At 74.1% G+C, this 19,939-nt stretch carries 19 protein-coding genes; 3 read left to right on the top strand and 16 right to left on the bottom strand.

Features of this window, described 5'->3' with window-relative positions; translation table 11 throughout:
* Nucleotides 1-27: 27 nt before the first annotated feature.
* The 7 genes from atpB to rpmE form a co-directional block, all read right to left on the bottom strand.
* A complete protein-coding gene (gene atpB / locus F1D97_RS07780; RefSeq protein WP_396022584.1) occupies nt 28-822 on the bottom strand; it encodes a F0F1 ATP synthase subunit A in 795 nt (264 codons plus the stop codon).
* A gap of 167 nt (nt 823-989) precedes the next feature.
* On the bottom strand, nt 990-1,502 hold the full coding sequence (locus F1D97_RS07775) for a hypothetical protein (protein ID WP_236123259.1): 513 nt from the start codon (nt 1,500-1,502) through the stop codon (nt 990-992).
* On the bottom strand, nt 1,499-2,611 hold the full coding sequence (locus F1D97_RS07770) for an MraY family glycosyltransferase (protein ID WP_236123258.1): 1,113 nt from the start codon (nt 2,609-2,611) through the stop codon (nt 1,499-1,501). The genes F1D97_RS07775 and F1D97_RS07770 overlap by 4 nt, the downstream gene beginning before the upstream one ends.
* Complete coding sequence (locus F1D97_RS07765; protein WP_236123257.1) at nt 2,608-3,369, bottom strand: L-threonylcarbamoyladenylate synthase; 762 nt, start codon at nt 3,367-3,369, stop codon at nt 2,608-2,610. The genes F1D97_RS07770 and F1D97_RS07765 overlap by 4 nt, the downstream gene beginning before the upstream one ends.
* Nucleotides 3,366-4,301, bottom strand: a complete 936-nt coding sequence (gene prmC, locus F1D97_RS07760; RefSeq protein WP_255701590.1) for a peptide chain release factor N(5)-glutamine methyltransferase — start codon at nt 4,299-4,301, stop codon at nt 3,366-3,368. Before prmC ends, F1D97_RS07765 begins: the two co-directional genes overlap by 4 nt.
* Nucleotides 4,298-5,383, bottom strand: a complete 1,086-nt coding sequence (gene prfA, locus F1D97_RS07755; protein ID WP_236123256.1) for a peptide chain release factor 1 — start codon at nt 5,381-5,383, stop codon at nt 4,298-4,300. Before prfA ends, prmC begins: the two co-directional genes overlap by 4 nt.
* A gap of 127 nt (nt 5,384-5,510) precedes the next feature.
* On the bottom strand, nt 5,511-5,723 hold the full coding sequence (gene rpmE / locus F1D97_RS07750; protein ID WP_048342972.1) for a 50S ribosomal protein L31: 213 nt from the start codon (nt 5,721-5,723) through the stop codon (nt 5,511-5,513).
* A gap of 148 nt (nt 5,724-5,871) precedes the next feature.
* On the opposite strand from rpmE, the gene F1D97_RS07745 reads away from it, so the two are divergent.
* The gene (locus tag F1D97_RS07745) at nt 5,872-7,038 is read left to right on the top strand and encodes a glycosyltransferase family 4 protein (RefSeq protein ID WP_236123255.1); all 1,167 of its coding nucleotides are present in this window, start codon (nt 5,872-5,874) and stop codon (nt 7,036-7,038) included.
* A gap of 94 nt (nt 7,039-7,132) precedes the next feature.
* Here the strand turns inward: F1D97_RS07745 and F1D97_RS07740 are convergent, their stop codons facing one another.
* A complete protein-coding gene (locus tag F1D97_RS07740) occupies nt 7,133-7,501 on the bottom strand; it encodes a TfoX/Sxy family protein (protein ID WP_236123254.1) in 369 nt (122 codons plus the stop codon).
* A gap of 117 nt (nt 7,502-7,618) precedes the next feature.
* Between F1D97_RS07740 and F1D97_RS07735 the strand changes: the two genes are divergently transcribed.
* On the top strand, nt 7,619-8,233 hold the full coding sequence (locus F1D97_RS07735) for a DinB family protein (RefSeq protein ID WP_236123253.1): 615 nt from the start codon (nt 7,619-7,621) through the stop codon (nt 8,231-8,233).
* A gap of 49 nt (nt 8,234-8,282) precedes the next feature.
* Nucleotides 8,283-8,879, top strand: coding sequence for an NADPH-dependent FMN reductase (locus F1D97_RS07730; RefSeq protein ID WP_236123252.1), 597 nt, complete (start codon nt 8,283-8,285; stop codon nt 8,877-8,879).
* 26 nt (nt 8,880-8,905) lie between these two features.
* Here the strand turns inward: F1D97_RS07730 and F1D97_RS07725 are convergent, their stop codons facing one another.
* The 8 genes from F1D97_RS07725 to F1D97_RS07690 form a co-directional block, all read right to left on the bottom strand.
* Entirely contained in the window at nt 8,906-9,382 is a 477-nt protein-coding gene (locus F1D97_RS07725) for a type II toxin-antitoxin system PemK/MazF family toxin (RefSeq protein WP_236123251.1), read from the bottom strand.
* Nucleotides 9,383-9,531: 149 nt separating this feature from the next.
* Entirely contained in the window at nt 9,532-11,514 is a 1,983-nt protein-coding gene (rho, locus tag F1D97_RS07720) for a transcription termination factor Rho (RefSeq protein ID WP_236123528.1), read from the bottom strand.
* Nucleotides 11,515-11,839: 325 nt separating this feature from the next.
* On the bottom strand, nt 11,840-12,817 hold the full coding sequence (gene thrB / locus F1D97_RS07715) for a homoserine kinase (RefSeq protein ID WP_236123250.1): 978 nt from the start codon (nt 12,815-12,817) through the stop codon (nt 11,840-11,842).
* A gap of 7 nt (nt 12,818-12,824) precedes the next feature.
* Nucleotides 12,825-13,916, bottom strand: a complete 1,092-nt coding sequence (gene thrC / locus F1D97_RS07710; protein ID WP_236123249.1) for a threonine synthase — start codon at nt 13,914-13,916, stop codon at nt 12,825-12,827.
* Nucleotides 13,916-15,226, bottom strand: coding sequence for a homoserine dehydrogenase (locus F1D97_RS07705; protein WP_236123248.1), 1,311 nt, complete (start codon nt 15,224-15,226; stop codon nt 13,916-13,918). Before F1D97_RS07705 ends, thrC begins: the two co-directional genes overlap by 1 nt.
* A gap of 264 nt (nt 15,227-15,490) precedes the next feature.
* Nucleotides 15,491-16,855, bottom strand: coding sequence for a diaminopimelate decarboxylase (gene lysA, locus F1D97_RS07700; RefSeq protein WP_236123247.1), 1,365 nt, complete (start codon nt 16,853-16,855; stop codon nt 15,491-15,493).
* Nucleotides 16,852-18,534, bottom strand: coding sequence for an arginine--tRNA ligase (gene argS / locus F1D97_RS07695; protein WP_236123246.1), 1,683 nt, complete (start codon nt 18,532-18,534; stop codon nt 16,852-16,854). The genes lysA and argS overlap by 4 nt, the downstream gene beginning before the upstream one ends.
* Nucleotides 18,531-19,850: an MFS transporter gene (locus F1D97_RS07690; protein WP_236123245.1), complete on the bottom strand. Its 1,320-nt coding sequence runs from the start codon at nt 19,848-19,850 to the stop codon at nt 18,531-18,533. The genes argS and F1D97_RS07690 overlap by 4 nt, the downstream gene beginning before the upstream one ends.
* Nucleotides 19,851-19,939: the final 89 nt, after the last annotated feature.

The following is a 19,939-nucleotide window of genomic DNA, read 5'->3' as shown; positions in this document are numbered from 1 at the left end:
GGCCCCGGGGTGGGTGGTGCGGGTGTGTCAGTGCTCGTGCTCGACGGACAGGCTGATGTAGACGGCCGTCAGCACGACGAAGATGTAGGCCTGCAGCGCGCCGACGAACATCTCGAAGAGCGTCATCGCGAGGCCCGCGACGAACGTGAGCGCCCCGAACGACTTCATCAGACCCTCGGCGTCGAACAGGAAGTACTGCGTCGCCGAGAAGCAGAGCACCAGCATCAGGTGGCCCGCGACCATGTTCGCCATGAGTCGGATGGCCAGCGTGGCAGGGCGGATGATGAACACCGTCAGGAACTCGATCGGCGTCAGCAGCACGTACATGAACCACGGCACGCCGGGCGGGAACAGGCTCATCTTGAGGAAGCCGCCCACGCCGTGCTCGCTCACGCCGGCCCACAGGTAGCGGACGTAGGCCCACACGGCCAGCAGCAGCGGCAGCCCCATCAGCGCGGTGCCCGCCATGTTGAAGCCGGGGACGACGGACGTGAGGTTGAACGCGAGGATCGCGAAGAACATCGTCGTCAGGAGCGGCACGTACTGGCGCGCGCGCTCCTTGCCGAGGATCTGCTCGCCGATCTGGACGCGCACGAAGTCGAGGCCCATCTCGACGACGCCCTGGACACGGCCCGGGACGAGGCGCGCGCGGCGTGCGACGAGCACGAACAGCAGCGTGATCGCGACGGCGGCCACGATCCGGATCAGCTGGATCCGGTTGAACTCGAAGATCGTCCCCTCCCACAGCACGGGTGCCGGGAAGAAGTCCGCGATCGACGGCGCGTGGAAGCCGTTGCCTCCCTCGTCGGACGCGAGTGGCAGGAGGGTCGCAAGGCTGGACAGGGTGCGCTCCTGGAGGTCGTCTGCGTCGGGGGCCGCGTCCTCGCGGGCACGCCATTCGACGCTGGGCCGTCGGGTCGGAGGAAGCCTAACCTATCCAGGACCCTCCGAAGGCCGTCGTCCGGGACTGTCGTCCTACGATTCGCGGCTCACGGCGTGGTGTCGCGGTCCGTCCCCTGCGCGGGCTCCACGTAGGGCATGCGGGCCCGCGTGACGGCCCGGTAGTCGAGGTACGCCGAGCCCAGCACGCCCACGAGCAGGACGGTCGCAAGGATGCCGCGCGAGTAGAAGTCCTGCCCCCGCAGGATCGCGAGCACGGCGATCACGACGACCACCTTCGCGAGCCACGTCCCCATGACGACGGCCGCCATGGTCTGCGCGCTGGAGTGTGCGGTACGCAACATCGCGACGACCGTCGTGCCCGAGAACACGAGCGCGAGGCCCACGCCGATCAACGCGCCCCACACGCCCGCCGCGCCCGCGACGAGCCACCCGATGCCGACACCCAGCACCAGCAGCGCGCCGAGCAGCCACAGCATGGTGCGCAGCGACGTGCGGAACACGTCCTCGGCCGAGCTGTCGTGGTGCACGCCTGCGTCGGGGGACGACGACGAGGGGGTGGTCGTCGCGTCGTCGTGGTCGGGGCTCGTGGGCTCGCTCATGCGGTTCCTACCGGTGTGGTGCGGTGCGACCGGCCGCGCAGCGGCCCGATGGTCAGCAGGACGGCGACGACGACGGCTGCGGCGAAGATCCACAGCACGGTCGCCGTCGAGAACAGGACGAGTGCGCCCACGCCGTAGGCGAAGACGGCCGTCCACACGTACATGATGGCCACCGCGCGACGGTGGCTGTGCCCGAGCGCGAGCAGCCGGTGGTGCAGGTGCAGGCGGTCGGGGTGGAACGGGGACTTGCCTTGGATGGTGCGTCGGATGATCGCGAGCCCCATGTCGAGCAGCGGCAGGAGCAGCACCGCGATGGGCAGCAGGATCGGCAGGAACGCGGGGAACGACTGCCGGCGGGAGACCTGCTCGGGGTCGATCTGCCCCGTCACGATGATCGCGGCCGCGGCGAGGACGAACCCGAGCAGCATCGAGCCCGAGTCCCCCATGAAGATGCGCGCGGGGTAGAGGTTGTGCGGCAGGAACCCGACGCACGCGCCCACGAGCGCGGCGAGGACGAGCGCGGACAGGCTCGCGTAGTCGCCCGACGTCGCGCGCGTGAGCAGGTAGCAGTACAGGAAGAACGCGCCGCCGCCGATCGCCAGCACACCCGCGGCGAGGCCGTCGAGCCCGTCGACGAAGTTCACGGCGTTCATGGCGACCACCACGATCACGATGGTGAGGAACGTCCACATGCGGCCGGAGCTCACGGTGACCCCGCCGATCGGCAGCTGGTAGAGCTGCACGCCCTGCCATGCGAGGAACCCCGCGGCGAGCACCTGCCCCATGAGCTTGGTCAGCCAGTCGAGGTCCCAGATGTCGTCGGCGACGCCGAGCGCGACGACGAGCCCCGCTCCCCCGACGATCCCGACGAGCGCGCGCGGGTTGTCGTACACGCCCTCGAGGAACGGCAGGCGGCCGGCCATGACGATCGTGACGACGACGCCGAGGAACATCGCGAGCCCCCCGAGTCGGGGCGTCGGCACGGCGTGCACGTCCCGGTCGCGCACCGCGGTGATCGCGCCCCAGCGCAACGCGCACCACCGGGCGAGCGGCGTCATGAGGTAGGCGACCGCGGCCGCGATGAGGCCGACGAGCAGGTAGACCCTCACCCGACGGCACCGTCCCCCGTCGCGGCGCCCCCGGGCACAGCCTCGTCGGACCCAGCCTCGTCGGACACAGCCTCGTCGGACACAGCCTCGTCGGGCTCGCCGGGCAGTCGACCGTCCGTGCCGCGCACGGGCGCGACCTCGTTGAGCGCCTCCAGCGAGATCGCCCCCTGCCGCAGGACGCGCAGCTCGGGGCCGGTCGCGTCGACGATCGTCGAGGACACCTGGCCGGGTGACTCGCCCGCATCGAGGTACACGCGCACGCGGTCGCCCAGCATCCGGTAGGCCTCGGCCGCGGTGAGCGCGGCGTCCTGCCCGGTGCGGTTCGCGCTGGAGACCGCCATCGGGCCGGTGCGGCGCAGCAGGGCGCGCGCAGCCGGGTGGTCGGGCACGCGCAGCGCGACGGTGCCGTGCGTCTCGCCCAGGTCCCACGCGAGGGACGGCTGCGCGCGCACGACGATCGTCAGGCCGCCGGGCCAGAACCGCTCGGCGAGCAGGCGCGTGTGCGCGGTGACGTCGGTCGCGAGGCCGTCGAGCGTGCGCACGTCCCCGATGAGGACGGGCGGCGGCATCTGCCGGCCACGGCCTTTGGCGTCGAGCAGCGCCTGCACGGCGGGCGGCGAGAACGCGTCGGCGCCGATGCCGTAGACGGTGTCGGTCGGCAGGACGACGAGCCCGCCGTTCGCGACGACGTCCACCGCCTCGTCGATCGCCGGTCCCCACGTCGCCGGGTCGTGGGCGGACAGGGTGCGCGCAGTCACGGGTGCGATCCTTCCACGTGCGGACCCGGGTTCCGACGAGCGACGAGCATCCGGGGCCGACCGGTGAGGTCCGGCCGGGTGGCGATCTCGACGAACGCGCCGGTCTCGGCGGCCGCGGCACGCGCCTGCGCGTCCTGCACCTCGGCGTGCTCCATGACGAGCAGCCCACCGGGCACGAGGAGGCGGCACGCCGCGGCGATCACGGCGCGCGGCACGTCGAGCCCGTCGGCGCCACCGCCGTAGAGCGCGAGGTCGGGGTCGTGGTCGCGGACCTCGGGCTCGCGCGGCACCGCGTCGGGCGGCACGTACGGCGGGTTGGAGACGAGCACGTCGACCGTCCCCACGAGGTCCGCGAGCAGCCCGGGCTCGCGCACGTCGCCCTGCTCGACGCGCAGCCCAGCCGCCCCGGCCGCGGCGGCGTTCGCCCGCGTGAGTTCGACGGCCCCGGTCGACAGGTCCACCGCGACGACCCGCGCGCCGGGCACCTCGGTGGCGACCGACAGCGCGATCGCGCCCGTCCCGCAGCACAGGTCGACGACGACCGGGCGCGCTCCCGCGCCGACGAGGCGCGCGGCCTCGTCGACCGCGACCTGCGCGACGACCTCGGTCTCGGGGCGCGGCACGAACACGCCGGGCTCGACGCGCAGCGTGAGGTACCGGAACGCGGTGTGCCCGACGATGTGCTGCAGCGGCTCGCGCCCACGCCGCCGGTCGACGAGCGCGGCGAACTCCTCGACGAACCCCGCCGGCGCGGGGTCGGGGGCGAGCGCGAGCTCGAGGCGGTCACGCCCGAGCGCGTGGGCGGCGAGCGCGACGGCGTCGACACGCGGCGAGGGCACGCCCGCCTCGTCGAGCACGCGCACGGCGGCCTCGACGAGCGTGCGCACGCCGGGCGTACGGGTCGCCGCGGCGTCGAACGGGCCCGCGCTCACGCGCCCGCCTCGGCGAGCCGCGCGGCCTCGTCGGCCTCGATCGCCGAGGCGATGACCGGCCCGAGGTCGCCCGCGAGCACCGCGTCGAGGTTGTACGCCTTGTAGCCCGTGCGGTGGTCCGCGATCCGGTTCTCGGGGAAGTTGTAGGTGCGGATCCGCTCGGAGCGGTCGACGGTGCGCACCTGGCTGCGCCGGGCCTCGCTGGCCGCCGCGGCGCTCTCCTCCTGGCGGGCCGCCAGCAGCCGCGCGCGCAGCACGCGCATCGCCTGCTCACGGTTCTGCAGCTGGGACTTCTCGTTCTGCATCGACACGACGATGCCCGTCGGCAGGTGCGTGATGCGCACCGCGGAGTCCGTGGTGTTGACCGACTGCCCGCCGGGACCGGACGAGCGGTACACGTCGATCCGCAGGTCGTTCTGGTCGATCTCGACCTCGCCCTCGTCCTCCGCCTCGGGCAGGACGAGCACGCCCGCGGCGGACGTGTGGATGCGCCCCGCCGACTCGGTGACGGGCACGCGCTGCACGCGGTGCACGCCGCCCTCGTACTTCAGGTGGGCCCACACGCCGTCCTCGGGCGCGACGGCACCGCGCGCCTTGACCGCGACGTGCACGTCCTTGACGCCGCCCAGGTCCGACGGTGTGGACTCGAGCACCTGCGTCGACCAGCCCATGCGCTCGGCGTACCGCGTGTACATGCGCAGCAGGTCGCCCGCGAACAGCGCGGACTCCTCGCCGCCCTCGCCGGCCTTGATCTCGAGGATCACGTCGCGCGCGTCGTCGGGGTCGCGCGGGATGAGCACCTCGCGCAGCCGGGCGGCCGCGGCGTCGGCAGCCTCCCGCAGCGCGGGCAGCTCGGCGGCGAACGCCGCGTCCTGCTCCGCGAGCTCGGCGGCGGCCTGCGCGTCGCCGGACGCGCTGCGCCACGCCTCGTACGCGTGCGCGACGCGGCCGAGCTCCGCGTACCGGCGTCCGAGCTGGCGGGCGCGCGACGCGTCGGCGTGCACCGCGGGGTCGGCGAGCTGCGCCTCGATCTGCGCGTGCTCGGCGAGCAGCGCCTGCGCGGCGGCGAACTGCTCGCTCACGGCGTCTCCTTGCGTGGGTCGGCGGGGTCGGGTCGAGACCTCGGGTAATGCAGCAGCGCCGGTGCCCGGTGCGGACACTGCCATGGAGGGCAGTCGTCCGCGCCGAGGCACCGGCGCTGCGAGGGTGCTAGTTGGCCTTCTTGCCGTAGCGGGCCTCGAACCGGGCCACGCGGCCGCCGGTGTCGAGGATCTTCTGCTTGCCCGTGTAGAACGGGTGGCAGGCGCTGCAGACGTCGGCGTGGATCTTGCCGCTCGTCACGGTGCTGCGGGTGACGAACGTGCTGCCGCAGGTGCACGTGACCTCGGTGACCACGTACTCCGGGTGGATGTCAGACTTCACGGGGATCTCCTTGGTGGGGTGTCTCCGGGTCCCGACGCGGACGCGCGCGGGTGAACCGCAGACCAACGGACCATTGTGCCAGAACCCGTCCGTCCCCAGAAATCTTCCCCGTGCGGTCCCGTCCGGGTGCAGTCCCTAGGATGCCGGGGTGCCGCCTGCTGCTGGTCCCCGTGACGACGACCGCCGCCTCGTCGTCGGTCTCGTGATCGACGACGACCTCGACCGCCCCGACGGCGTGCAGCAGTACGTGCTGACGCTCGGCGCCGAGCTCACGCGCCGCGGCCACGACGTGCACTACGTCGCGTCCACGACGCGGCGCACGGACCTGCCGCTGCACGTCGTCGGACGCAACGTGGGCGTGACGTTCAACGGCAACCGCCTCAACACGCCGCTGCCCGCGTCGCGCGCCCAGGTGCGCGACCTGCTGGCGCGCGTGCCGTTCGACGTGCTGCACGTGCAGATGCCGTACTCCCCCGTCCTCGCGGGCCGCGTCGTGTCGGCCGCCGCGTCCGGCACCGCCGTCGTCGGGACGTTCCACATCTACCCGCACTCCTGGTGGGTGAGCGCGGGCACGCGCGCGCTCGGGCTGCTCGAGCGGCGGCGCCTGCGGCGGTTCCGGCACGTGTTCGCGACGTCCGAGGCGGCGGCGCGGTTCGCGCACGCGACGTTCCGGGTGCCGACGGCGGTGCTGGGCAACCCCGTCGACGTCACGCGGTTCCCGCCGGCCGCCGACGAGGCGCGCGCGGACCGCCCGGTGCGCATCGTCTTCCTCGGGCGGCTCGTGCCGCGCAAGGGCCCGCGCGAGCTGCTCGACGCGGCGGTCGCCATGGCGCGCGCGGGCACGCGGGACGACTGGACGCTCACGATCGCGGGCCGCGGGCCGCTGCACGACGAGCTCGCGGCGACCGTGGCGCGCGAGGGGCTGACCAACGTCGACCTGCCCGGCTTCGTCGCCGAGGAGGACAAGGCCGCGCTCCTGGCCGACGCGGACGTCGTCGCGCTGCCGTCCACGGGCGGGGAGAGCTTCGGCATCTCCGTGGTCGAGGCGCTCGCCGCCGCGCGCGGGGTGGTGCTCGCGGGCGACAACCCCGGCTACCGCACGACGATGGCCGGCCTCGAGCGCCAGCTCCTCGACCCGTCCGACACCGCGACGTTCGCGCGCGTGCTTGCCCGGTGGGTCGACGACCCGGACGGGCGGGCCGAGGTCGCGCAGCGCCAGCGTGTCGCGGCGGCGCGGTTCGACACGCCGCGGATCGCGGACGAGGTCGAGCGCGCCTACCGCGCGGCCCTCGCGGCCGCGCGCGGCACTCGCTGACCGCCCGGTATCCCACCCGCGAGCGCGGGGCATCGCCCGAGCGCGTGCGGCGTCAGCACACCCGGGTCAGCACACGGGCGTCAGAACACCGGCGTCAGCGCACAGGCGCCGCCGCCGCGGTCCGCACGCCGACCTCGACCCAGTGCCGCAGCACGTCGTCGTCGGCGAGCTCGGCCGTGTCGACCACGACCCAGCCGCGCAGGTCCGAGCCGCGCATCCGCATCGGCCGCACCCCTGCGCCCGCCAGGAGCGCACCGCGCTCCTCGAGCGGGACGCGCACCATGAGCCCGCCGGAGCGCGTGCTCACGACGACCGCCATGCGCCCGCCGAGCAGGAACGCGAGCCCGCCGAACATGCGCTTCTCGGTGACCGCGTGCTCGTCGTCCGCCCCCGCGTGCCCGAGCCCCGCGAGGTGGTCCTCGAGGGCGGCACGCACCCGCGCCCCCAGCGCCTCGTCGACCATCGGTCCCCCTCGTCCCGTCACGTCGGGACCATCGTGCCCCCGCGTGCGCCGAGGGGGAAGGCGCGCCACTGTGGGAGGCGGCAACCGCGAGGACGCAGGAGCACCGCTGGAGGACCGATGACGGACGGCACCACGGCTCCGGGCGGAGTGCTCGACGAGCGCGGCGTGCTCCAGGAGTACCTGCACCACGCGCGCCGGTCGCTCGTGTGGAAGCTCGACGGGTTGTCCGAACGCGACGCGCGCCGGCCGCTGACCCCGACCGGGACCAACCTGCTCGGGCTGGTGAAGCACTGCGCGGGCGTCGAGATCGGGTACTTCGGGGAGGTGTTCGGGCGACGCTGGCCGGGGCCCGAGCTGCCGTGGCTGGCCGACGACGCGCCCGCGAACGCGGACATGTGGGCCGACGTCGACGAGTCGCTGGAGTCGGTGCTCGGCCTGTACCGGGACGTGTGGGAGTTCGCGGACGAGCTCGTCGGCACGGCCCCGCTCGACACGGTCGGGCGCGTGCCGTGGTGGTCGGCGGCTCGGGGTTCGGTCACGCTGCGGCACGTCGTCGTCCACGTCGCCACCGAGGTGAGCCGGCACGCGGGGCACGCGGACATCGTGCGCGAGCTCGTCGACGGTGCTGCCGGCCTGCGCCCCGGGGCGCTGAACCTGCCCGACCAGGACGCCGACGAGTGGACGCGCTACGTCGCGCACCTGCAGCAGGTCGCGGACTCGTTCGCGTCCTGACGTCGCACCCGCGGCACCCGGATCCCGCACCACCTGGAGGAGGAAGGCCATGACCTACCGCATCGGCTACCTGGTCGGGAGCCTGTCGAGCACGTCCGTCAACCGCACGGTCGCGCGGGCGCTCGTCGGCCTCGCACCGCCCGAGCTCGAGCTCGTGGAGATCGGCATCCGCGACCTGCCGCTGTACTCGCCGGACTACGACGAGGACTACCCGCCGCAGGGCCGCGCGCTCAAGGCGGCCGTCGAGGCAGCCGACGGCATCCTGTTCGTCTCGCCGGAGTACAACAGGTCGATCCCGGGGGCGCTGAAGAACGCGATCGACTGGGCGTCGCGGCCGTGGGGCACCAACTCGTTCGCCCGCAAACCCACCGGCATCGTGGGCGCGTCGATCGGCGCGATCGGCACCGCGGTCATGCAGTCGTCGATGCGCAGCGTCCTGAGCTTCCTCAACGCGCCGCAGCTCAACGCGCCCGAGGTCTACCTGACGTTCCACCCGGAGCACTACGCCGACGACGGCGCGGGTGGCGTCACGGTGACCGACGAGGACACCGCGCAGTTCCTGCGGCACTACATGTCGGAGTACACGGCGTTCGTCGAGCGCGTGCTGTCGCTCACCGCACCGGGCCACATCGGCGACCCGACCTGACGACGGGCGGACCGACCAGGGGCCGCTCAGCGCCAGTCGACGGGTGCGTCGTCGCGCCCGGCACGCTCGAGCTCACGCTCGAACCACACGAGCCCCGCCTGGCCCAGGTCACCCGCCCGGCGGCGGAACGCGCGGCGGCGCAGGGTGCGTCGCCGCAGCTCGAGCCAGCTGTCCTTGCGCATGCCCGTGAGCCGTGCGGGCGCGGGCACGTGGTCGCGCCGGCGGCTCTTGTCCTGCGACGTGAGCTGCGCGACGACGACCGCGTCGCCGTCGACCTCGAGCACGAGCACCGGGCGGTCCTTCGCACCCGACCGGTCCTCGTACGGCACGAGCGCGAACCACAGCTCACCGGGCCGGGGCCGGCGCCGCCGCGGGCGCCGTGCGCGGCGCAGGAGGGCGACGACGAGCGCGAGCACGACGAGCGCGGCGGCCGCGAGCGCCCACGGCGGCAGCTCACGCGCGCGCTCCGTCAGCCACGCGACGGCGTCCCCGACCGACTCCACACCCCGGCATCGACGCGGGGGTCACCGTTCTTGAGCGCGGGCCCTCGAGCGGTCGGGTGCGGAGCCCCGTCGCCCGCGCCGGGGACGCCCCGGAGACGACGACGGCCGCACCCCGGAACCCCGGGATGCGGCCGTCGCGCGTGCGTGTGTCAGACCGTGCGGCCCGCGTTCTCCTCGCCGAAGCTGCCCGGTGTGGAGCGCTGCACGCCGAGCAGGAACTCGACGTTGGACTTCGTCTCCTTGAGCTTGCCGATGAGCAGCTCGATCGCCTGCTGCTGGTCGAGCGCGCCGAGCACGCGGCGCAGCTTGTAGACGATCTGCAGCTCGTCGCGCGACATCAGCAGCTCCTCGCGGCGCGTGCCGGACGCGTTGACGTCCACGGCCGGGAAGATCCGCTTGTCCGACAGGGAGCGCGACAGGCGCAGCTCCATGTTCCCCGTGCCCTTGAACTCCTCGAAGATGACCTCGTCCATCTTGGAGCCGGTCTCGACGAGCGCGGAGCCGAGGATCGTGAGCGAGCCGCCGTTCTCGATGTTGCGCGCCGCACCGAAGAACTTCTTCGGCGGGTACAGCGCCGAGGCGTCGACACCACCCGACAGGATGCGGCCCGACGCGGGCGCGGCCAGGTTGTAGGCGCGCGACAGGCGGGTGATCGAGTCGAGCAGCACGACGACGTCCTGACCGAGCTCGACCAGGCGCTTGGCGCGCTCGATCGCGAGCTCCGCGACGATCGTGTGGTCCGAGGCGGGGCGGTCGAACGTCGAGGCGATGACCTCACCCTTGACGGACCGCTCCATGTCCGTGACCTCTTCGGGCCGCTCGTCCACGAGCACCACCATGAGGTGGACCTCGGGGTTGTTCGCGGTGATCGAGTTCGCGATCTGCTGCATGATGATCGTCTTGCCGGCCTTGGGCGGCGCGACGATCAGACCGCGCTGGCCCTTGCCGATCGGCGCGACGATGTCGATCACGCGCGGCGTGAGCCGGCCCGGGTCGGGCGTCTCGAGGCGCAGGCGGTCCTGCGGGTACAGCGGCGTGAGCTTCTGGAACTCGGGACGCTGGCGCGCCTCCTCCGGCGACAGGCCGTTGACCGAGTCGAGACGCACGAGCGCGTTGAACTTGTTCGGCCGGCCACCCTGCGCCGCCTCGCCGTCGCGCGGCTGGCGCACGGCACCCGTGATCGCGTCACCGCGGCGCAGGCCGTTCTTCTTCACCTGGCCGAGCGAGACGTACACGTCGTTCGGGCCGGGCAGGTAGCCGGTGGTCCGGACGAACGCGTAGCTCTCGAGGATGTCGAGGATGCCCGCGACGGGCAGCAGCACGTCGTCGTCCGCGAGCTCGACCTCGTCGAGACCCGCGAGTTCCGGCTGGCCGCTGCGGCCACGGCCGCGCTTGCGGTCCCGGTCGCGGTAGCGGTCGCGCGAGCGACGACGACGACCGCCGCGCTCCTCGTCGTCGCCCTGGCCGGCGGCGTCCTGCTGGCCCTGCTGACCCGAGTGCTGGCCCGGCTGCTGACCCGGCTGCTGGCCTGCCTGCTGACCCGCCTGGCCCTGCGCCTGCTGGCCCTGACGGCGCTGCTGGCGGCCCTCGCCCTGCTCGTCGGCGGCACCCTGGCCGCGACCCGCGCGGCGCGAGCGGCGCTCGCCACCCTCGCCCAGCGCCTCGCCCAGCGCCTCGCCCACGGCCTCGGCGGCCGCCTCGGCGGCGCGCTGCGCGCGGTCGTCGTCCCGGCCGTCACGACCCTCGCCCCGCCGGTCATGCCGGTCGTGCCGGTCGACCGGCTCGCCCGCGATCTTCGCGTCGATCGCGGCCTCGAGTCCGGCGAGCGCGTCCTGCGCGGGGCCCTGCGCCCGGCGCGCACCACGCGTGCGCTGCGTGCGCGGCGCGGCCTCGTCACGCTCCGCGGCGGCCGGCTCGGCGGGCGACGTCGCGGCCTCACGCACCGGCTCCTTCACCGGCTCGTGCACGGGCGCGACGGCCTGCTCGCGACGAGCGTCCAGGGCACGGGGGCGCGAACCGCCGCGCGCGGCGTCGATCGCCTCGACCAGGTCGCCCTTGCGCATCTTCGAGATGCCCTTGACGCCGAGCTCGGACGCCAGCGCCTGCAGCTCGGGCAGGCGCAGCGCTGCCATGGACCCGGTCTGGTTGGTGTCTGTCACGAAGGACCCTTCCCCCTCGTCGGTGGCCTCACGGGGTAGGAGGCCGTCGTCTCGTCAGACGGACGTCCGTCGACGAGACGGTGCTGGAAGCCCACGCGCGGCTCACGACCGTGTCGGCGACGCGTTCAAGGCTGGGGTTGTTCCCGGATGGTCAACTCGCCTGGGAAGCGGGCCCGCGGAGTCCTGCGGAACACCGGTCGGGGAGGGCACGCGACCCGGAGGATGTGGTCCGGGGGAACGCGACGATGCTACCACTGTCGGCCTCACGACCGGCCCGGATGACCTCCCTCGACAGTCCTCACCCGATCGGGTGGTCGCCCACCGCGAGCCGCACCCCCGAGGGGTCGACGGGCAGCGGCCGGATCACCCAACCGCCCAGCACGCCGCCGAACGCGTCCGCGATCGCGGCGTCCGCGTCCGTGCCGACGTCCTCGGTCCCGTGACCCGCCGCGTCCGCGTCGCGCAGCCGGCGCGCGAGCGCGAGCACCGTCGGCCCCGCGCCCGAGACGACCGCCGCGACACCCCGGCGGCGCAGCGCGTCGACGAGAGCGAGCGAGTCCGGCATGACGCGACGCCGGTACTCCTGGTGCAGGCGGTCGACCGTCGCGTCGAGCAGCAGGTCCGGGCGGCGCCCGAGCGCCTGCACGAGCAGCGCCGCGCGCCCGGCCTGCTGGGCCGCGTCCGCGAACGGCACCTGCTCCGGGAGCACGCCGCGTGCGGCCTTCGTCGACAGGTGCGTCGGCGGGATCATCACGACCGGCGCCACGTCCGGGTGCACCTCGACCTGCGTCGCGCCCACTGCGCCCGTGGGCGTGGTCCACGCGATCGTCGCACCGCCGAGGATGGCCGGCGCCGCGTTGTCGGGGTGCCCCTCGAGCTGCGTCGCGAGCGCGAGCACCGTCGCGTCGTCGAGCGCCTCCGGCTCGCTGATGAGCCCGCGCGCGGCGACGATGCCCGCGACGACCGCCGCGGCCGACGAGCCGAGACCCCGGCCGTGCGGGATCGCGTTGCGGCACGTCAGCGTCAGCCCGGCCTGCGGCGCACCCACGTGGTCGAGCGCCGTGCGGATCGCGCGCACGACGAGGTGCCGCTCGTCGTCCGGCACCGCGCCGGCACCCTCCCCCTCGACGACGACCGTGACGCCCGGCGCGGCGACCGCGCGGACCTCGACCTCGTCGTGCAGCGCGAGGGCCACGCCCATCGCGTCGAAACCCGGACCGAGGTTCGCGGACGTCGCGGGGACGCGCACGCGCACCCGGTCGGCACGCAGTCGCACGGCGGCCTCAGCCCAGGCCGAGCGCGTCCGCGATGGACACGACGTCCGCGGGCACGCGCACCGGGGTGACCTCGCCGCCGTCGGCGCGGCGCAGCGCCCACTGCGGGTCCTTGAGGCCGTGGCCCGTGACCGTGATGGTGATGCGCGCACCGGCCGGCACGCGGCCCTCGTCGGACAGGCGCAGCAGGCCCGCGACGCCCGCGGCCGACGCGGGCTCGACGAACACGCCGACCTCCGCGGACAGCACGCGGTGGGCGCGCAGGATCTCCTCGTCGGTCACCGACTCGATGAGGCCGCCCGAGACGTCACGCGCCTCCTCGGCCTGCTGCCACGACGCGGGGTTGCCGATGCGGATCGCGGTCGCGATCGTCTCCGGCTCGCTCACCGGGTGGCCCAGGACGATCGGGGCGGCGCCCGCGGCCTGGAAGCCCCACATCACCGGCGTGTGCGTCGCGACCGCGCCGTGCGCCGCACCGTCGTCGAGGCCCGCGTACTCGCGGAAGCCCTTCCAGTACGCGGTGATGTTGCCCGCGTTGCCGACCGGCAGCACGTGGATGTCCGGCGCGTCGCCGAGCGCGTCGACGATCTCGAACGACGCGGTCTTCTGGCCCTGGATGCGGTCGGGGTTGACCGAGTTCACGAGCTCGACCGGGTACGCCTCGGCGAGCTTGCGCGCCGCGATCAGGCAGTCGTCGAAGTTGCCGTCGACCTGCAGCAGCGTCGCGCCATGCGCGATCGCCTGGCTGAGCTTGCCCATCGCGATCTTGCCGTCCGGCACGAGCACCGCGCACACCATGCCCGCACGCGTCGCGTACGCCGCGGCCGACGCCGACGTGTTGCCCGTCGACGCGCACACCACGGCCTTCGCGCCGCGGGCCGCCGCAGCGGACATCGCGGTGGTCATGCCGCGGTCCTTGAACGAGCCCGTCGGGTTCATGCCCTCGAACTTCACGTGCACGTCCGCACCGGTGCGCTCGCTCAGCGCGGGCGCCGCGATCAGGGGCGTGCCGCCCTCGAACAGCGTGACCGGGTGGGCCGTGAGGTGCTCGGGCAGGCGGTCGGCGTACTCGGCGATGACGCCGCGCCACTGGTGGGCCATCAGGCTCCTTCGACTCGCAGGACGGACACGACGTCACGCACGACGTCGAGGTCGGTGAGCGCGGCCACGGTGGCCGCGAGCGCGCTCTCGCGCGCGGTGTGGGTCGTGATGAGCAGGCGCGCGACGTCGTCGCCCGCGCCCGCGTCCGCGGACTGCCGCACGGCCTCGATCGAGACGTCGTGCCCCGCGAGCACGTGCGCGACCTGCGCGAGCACGCCCGGGCGGTCGTCGACGTCGAGGCGCACCTGGAACCGCGTGCGCGCCGCCTCCGCCGGGAGGACCGGCAGCGCCGCGTACGACGACTCGACCGGCCCGCGCCCGCCGAGCACCCGGTGACGCGCGACCGACACGAGGTCGCCCAGCACCGCCGACGACGTGGGCGCACCGCCGGCGCCGCGCCCGTAGAACATGAGCTCGCCTGCCGCCTCCGACTCGACGAACACCGCGTTGAACGCGCCGCGCACGCCCGCGAGCGGGTGGTCGAGCGGGACGAGCGCGGGGTGCACGCGCACCTGGATGCCCGCGACCTCGTCGTGCGCGTTCCGCTCCGCGATCGCCAGCAGCTTGATCGCGTGCCCCGTGCGCTGCGCCCACGCCACGTCCGCGGCCGTGACACCCGTGATGCCCTCGCGCGCGACGTCGTCGAGCGACACCCGGGTGTGGAACGCGAGCGACGCGAGGATCGCGGCCTTCGCCGCGGCGTCGTAGCCCTCGACGTCCGCCGTCGGGTCCGCCTCCGCGTAGCCGAGCGCCTGCGCCTCCTTGACGGCCTGCTCGAGCTCGAGCCCGTCGGTCGCCATGCGGTCCAGCACGTAGTTCGTCGTGCCGTTGACGATGCCGAGGACGCGCTGCACCTGGTCGCCCGCGAGCGACTCGCGCACCGGCCGGACGATCGGGATGGCGCCCGCGACCGCGGCCTCGAAGTACAGGTCCACGCCCGCCGCGTCCGCCGCCTTGTACAGCGTGGGGCCGTCCGAGGCGAGCAGCGCCTTGTTGGCCGTGACGACCGACGCACCCGACTCGATCGCCTGCAGGATCAGCGTGCGCGCGGGCTCGATGCCGCCCATCACCTCGACCACCACGTCCGCGCCGCGCACCAGGGCGGTCGCGTCCGTCGTGAGCAGCGCCTCGAGCGGCGTCCCGGTGACGCCCTCGCGCGGCACCGCCGCGTCCCGCACCGCGATGCCGATGATCTGCAGCGGCGCCCCGACACGGGAGGCGAGCTCGTCGGCGTGCGCGACGAGGCGGTGGGCCACCTCGGTGCCGACCACGCCGCAACCGAGCAGGGCGACCTTCAGGGGGGCGGGCACACGACCTCCGGTGCTCTCGTCGGGACTGCGCACAGGATAGGGCGCACTCGTGCCGGCCGGTTCGGGACGTCCGGTCGGCAGGACGAGCCCGGACGCGGCGTGCTGCTGCGACGCGTGCGCATCGTCCGGACACGACGAGCGACGCGTTCCTCGTGGACCTCGCGACCTCCCCCCGGGGAGGGTCCTTGGGCACACCCCGCACGTCGGACGCGTGCCCCCTGTCCCGGGTCGGGCGGGTTGGTGCAGGTCAGGCGCCGGTCGCGGTCAGCCCTGGTCGAGCGCCAGCAGGTCGTCGACCGTCTCGCGCCGCAGCAGCGTGCGCACCTCGCCGTCGCGCACCGCCACGACCGGCGGGCGCGTCAGCAGGTTGTAGTTCGACGCCATCGACCGCCCGTAGGCGCCCGTCGCCGCGACCGCGAGCAGGTCGCCCGCGCGCACGTCGGCCGGCAGCTGCACCTCGTGCACGACGATGTCGCCCGACTCGCAGTGCTTCCCGACGACCCGGGCGAGCACCGTCGGCGCCGACGACAGCCGCCCGACGACCTCCGCGTGGTACCGCGCGCCGTACAGCGCGGGGCGGATGTTGTCGCTCATGCCACCGTCGACGGACACGTACAGGCGCTCGGTCGCGTCGTCCACGCGTACGGGCTTGACGGTCCCGACCGTGTAGAGCGTGAACCCCGCCGGTCCGACGACCGCGCGCCCCGGCTCGATCGAGAACCGCGGCAGCGGCGTGCCGAGGTCGGCGGCAGCGGCCGCGACCGACGACGCGACGTCCTTCGCGATCCGGTCCGGGTCGAGCGCGACCTCCCCCGGCAGGTACGCGATCCCGTACCCGCCGCCCAGGTCGACCTCCTCCACCAGCACGCCCGTGCGGCGCGCGAGCTCCGCGCGCAGCTCGAGCACCACGCGTGCGGCGACCTCGAAGCCCGACGGGTCGAGGATCTGCGAACCGATGTGCGAGTGGATGCCCAGCAGCCGCAGCTCCGGGTGGTCGAGCACCGCGAGCAGCGCCGTCATCGCGGGGCTGTCCTGGCCGTCGCGCGCCGTGACCGACAGGCCGAACTTCTGGTCCTCGTGCGCGGTCGAGATGTACTCGTGCCCGCCGGCGTGCACGCCCGTCGTCACGCGCACCATCACCGGCGCCGGGTCGCCCCCGCGTGCCTGCACGAGCGCAGCGAGCCGCTCCACCTCGACGAGCGAGTCCACGATGATCCGGCCCACGCCGTTGTCCAGCGCGAGCGCGAGCTCGTCGTCGGACTTGTTGTTGCCGTGCAGACCGATGTCCGCGCCCGGCACGCCGGCGCGCAGCGCGACCGCGAGCTCACCGCCCGACGCGGTGTCCACGCGCAGACCCTCGTCGTGCACCCAACGCGCGACCGCGACCGACAGGAACGCCTTCCCGGCGTAGTACACGTCCACACCCGCGCCCACCTCGGCGAACGCCGCGGTGAACGCCCGGCGGTAGCCCGCCGCCCGCGCACGCAGGTCCGCCTCGTCGAGCACGTACGCGGGCGTGCCGACCTCGTCGGCCAGCCGCGCGACGGGCACACCGGCGACGACGAGCGCGCCCGAGCCGTCCCGGGCGACCCCCGTCGACCAGGGCTCGCCCGGGATGCTCGTCGTCACATCCGCTCCGGCGCGCTCACGCCGAGCAGACCCAGGCCGTTCGCGAGCACCTGACGCGTCGCGTCGACCAGCCACAGGCGCGTGCGGTGCACGTCCGTGACGGGCTCGTCGCCCTGCGGCAGCACGTAGCGCTTCGCGTCGTACCACTTGTGGAACCCGCCCGCGAGCTCCTCGAGGTAGCGCGCGACGCGGTGCGGCTCGCGCAGGTTCGCGGCCTGCGCGACGACCCGCGGCAGCTGCGCGAGGTGGCCCAGCAGCACCGACTCGGTCACGTGGTCCAGCACGCTCGCGTCGAACCCGTCCTCGCGGCGCACGCCCGCCTCGGCCGCGTTGCGCCCGATCGCCGCGGTGCGCGCGTGCGCGTACTGCACGTAGAACACGGGGTTCTCGTTCGTCGCCTTCGCGAGCAGGTCGAGGTCCAGGTCGATCGCACTGTCGGTCGACGAGCGCGCGAGCGAGTAGCGCGCCGCGTCCACGCCGACCGCGTCGACCAGGTCGTCGATGGTCACGACCGTGCCCGCGCGCTTCGACATGCGCACCGGCTCGCCGTCCCTGACGAGGTTCACGAGCTGGCCGATGAGGATCTCGAGGTTGACGTCCGGGTCGTCGCCGAACGCCGCCGCGACCGCCTTCATGCGGCCCACGTACCCGTGGTGGTCCGCGCCGAGCATCATGACGACGCGGTCGAAGCCGCGCTCGCGCTTGTCCAGGTAGTACGCGATGTCGCCCGCGATGTACGCGGCCTCACCGTCCGACTTGATGACCACGCGGTCCTTGTCGTCGCCGAACTCGGTCGTCCGCAGCCACGTCGCACCGTCGGCGTCGAAGACGTGCCCGAGCTCGCGCAGGCGCGCGACGGCCCGCTCGACCGCGCCCGACTCGTGCAGCGAGTCCTCGTGGAAGTACACGTCGAAGTCGACGCCGAAGTCGTGCAGCGACTTCTTGATCTCGTCGAACATCAGGTCGACGCCGCGCGCACGGAACACCTCCGCGGCCTCGTCGTCCGGGAGCGTCGCCGGGTCCGGCTCGCCCGCCGCCGCGGCGTCGGCCGTCACCTGCGCCGCGATGTCCGCGATGTACTGGCCGCCGTAGCCGTCCTCGGGCGCCTCCTCGCCGCGGGCCCGCGCCAGCAGCGAGCGCGCGAACCGGTCGATCTGCGCGCCGTGGTCGTTGAAGTAGTACTCGCGGGTCACCTGCGCGCCCGCGGCCTGCAGGATCCGCGCGAGCGAGTCGCCCACCGCGGCCCAGCGCACACCGCCGATGTGCAGCGGACCGGTCGGGTTCGCCGAGACGAACTCGAGGTTGACCACGTGGCCGGCCTCGGCCTCGTTGCGGCCGTACTCGACACCCTGCTCGACGATGCTGCGGGCGAGCTCGCCCGCGGCCGCGGCGTCGAGCCGGATGTTGAGGAAGCCGGGACCGGCGATCTCGACCGACGCGATGCCGGCGGTGGCGCCCAGGCGCTTCGCGAGCTCCTCGGCGAACGCGCGCGGGTTCGTCCCGGCCTTCTTCGCGAGCTGCAGCGCGACGTTCGTCGCCCAGTCGCCGTGCTCCCGCTGCCTCGGTCGCTCGACGTGGACGGTCGCCGGGAGGTCGGCGGGGTCGAGAGCGAACGTGCCGTCGGCGACGGCCGCGGCGAGAGCGGCCGCGAGGGCCTGCGAGAGCTGGTCGGGAGTCACCGTTCCAGGGTAGGGGAACCGCGCAGCGCCTTTTCCCCGGCGTCCGTCGTCGGCGCCGCGCGCGGGACGTGCCCCAGGACCTCCGGACGGCACGCGCGCCACCCTGCCGCGAGCAGCACGACGAGCAGGCCCAGCAGCACCACGATCGGGGCGTCCCAGCCACCGGTCGCCTCGTGCACGAGGCCGATCGTCACCGGGCCGAGCGCCGCGAGCGCGTACCCCACGCCCTGCACCATGCCCGACAGCACCACCGCCAGCCCCGGAGTCGCGGTGCGCAGCCCGATCAGGGCGAGCAGCACGGGGAACGTGCTCGTGCCCAGTCCCAGCAGCACCATCCAGACGACCGTGCCGTGCGTGGGCGCGAGGAGCAGCCCGAGGTAGCCGACCGCCCAGCTCGCGACGAAGCCGGCCACGAGCGGGAACGGTGAGCGCATGCGTGCCGTCAGCACGGGGACCACGAGCGAGGCGGGCAGCCCGAGGATCGCGAACAGCGCGAGCCACCGCCCGCCGGCCTCCGTACCGAGCCCGAGGTCGTCGAGCATCTGCGGCAGCCACGCGAACACCGTGTACGTGCCGAGCGAGTTGACCGCGAACGTCAGGGCCATCGCCCACGCCAGCGGCGAGCGCCACACCAGTCGCACGTCGCCGCGGTCCCCGGTGGGAGCGACGCGCGAGCCGGCGGGGCTCCGGGTCCCCGCGCGGCGCAGCAGCTCGCGCAGGTGCGCGCGTGCCGCGACCGAGCGGACGATCACGACGAGCCACGGCACGGCCGCCACCACGCCGAGCGCCGCCCACGCGCCCACGGCCCAGCGCCACCCCGCGGCCTGCGCGAACGGCAGCGCCACGAGCGGCGGCACCGCGGTGCTCACCGACAGCATCACCGCGTACGACGCCGTGACCACGCCGATGCGGTCCGGGAAGTACCGCTTGACGAGCGGCGGCAGCAGCACGTTGCCCATGCCCATGCCCGCGAGCGCGAGCACCGACCACGCCAGGAACGCCGGAGCGGTCGACGACAGCGCCCGCGCCGCCTCCCCCGCGACCGAGAGAGCGAGCGCCAGCACGAGCGTCGGCTCGAGTCCGAGACGCCGCCCGAGCGGCGAGGCCAGGGCGCCGAACACCGCGAAGGACAGCAGCGGCACCGTCCCCAGCACGCCCACCTGCGCGGGCGACAGCGCGACGTCCTCGCGCACCACGTCGACGATCGGCGAGACCGCCGCGACCGCGATGCGCAGGTTCAGCGCCACCAGCACGATGCCCGCGAGCACCACGAGCCGCCCACGCCACGGAGCGGGAGCGAGCGAATCGGGCGTCACGACACTCCGCAGGGTGAATCGTCAAGGATGGGACGACCGGCACGACGGACACCCCTGGCACGCAGGCGCTTCGCTCGTGTTGACTGCAC

Origin of the sequence: Cellulomonas palmilytica, from assembly GCF_021590045.1 — a bacterium.
GTDB classification, from domain to species: domain Bacteria; phylum Actinomycetota; class Actinomycetes; order Actinomycetales; family Cellulomonadaceae; genus Cellulomonas; species Cellulomonas palmilytica.
This window is presented reverse-complemented; position numbering and strand designations above follow the sequence as displayed.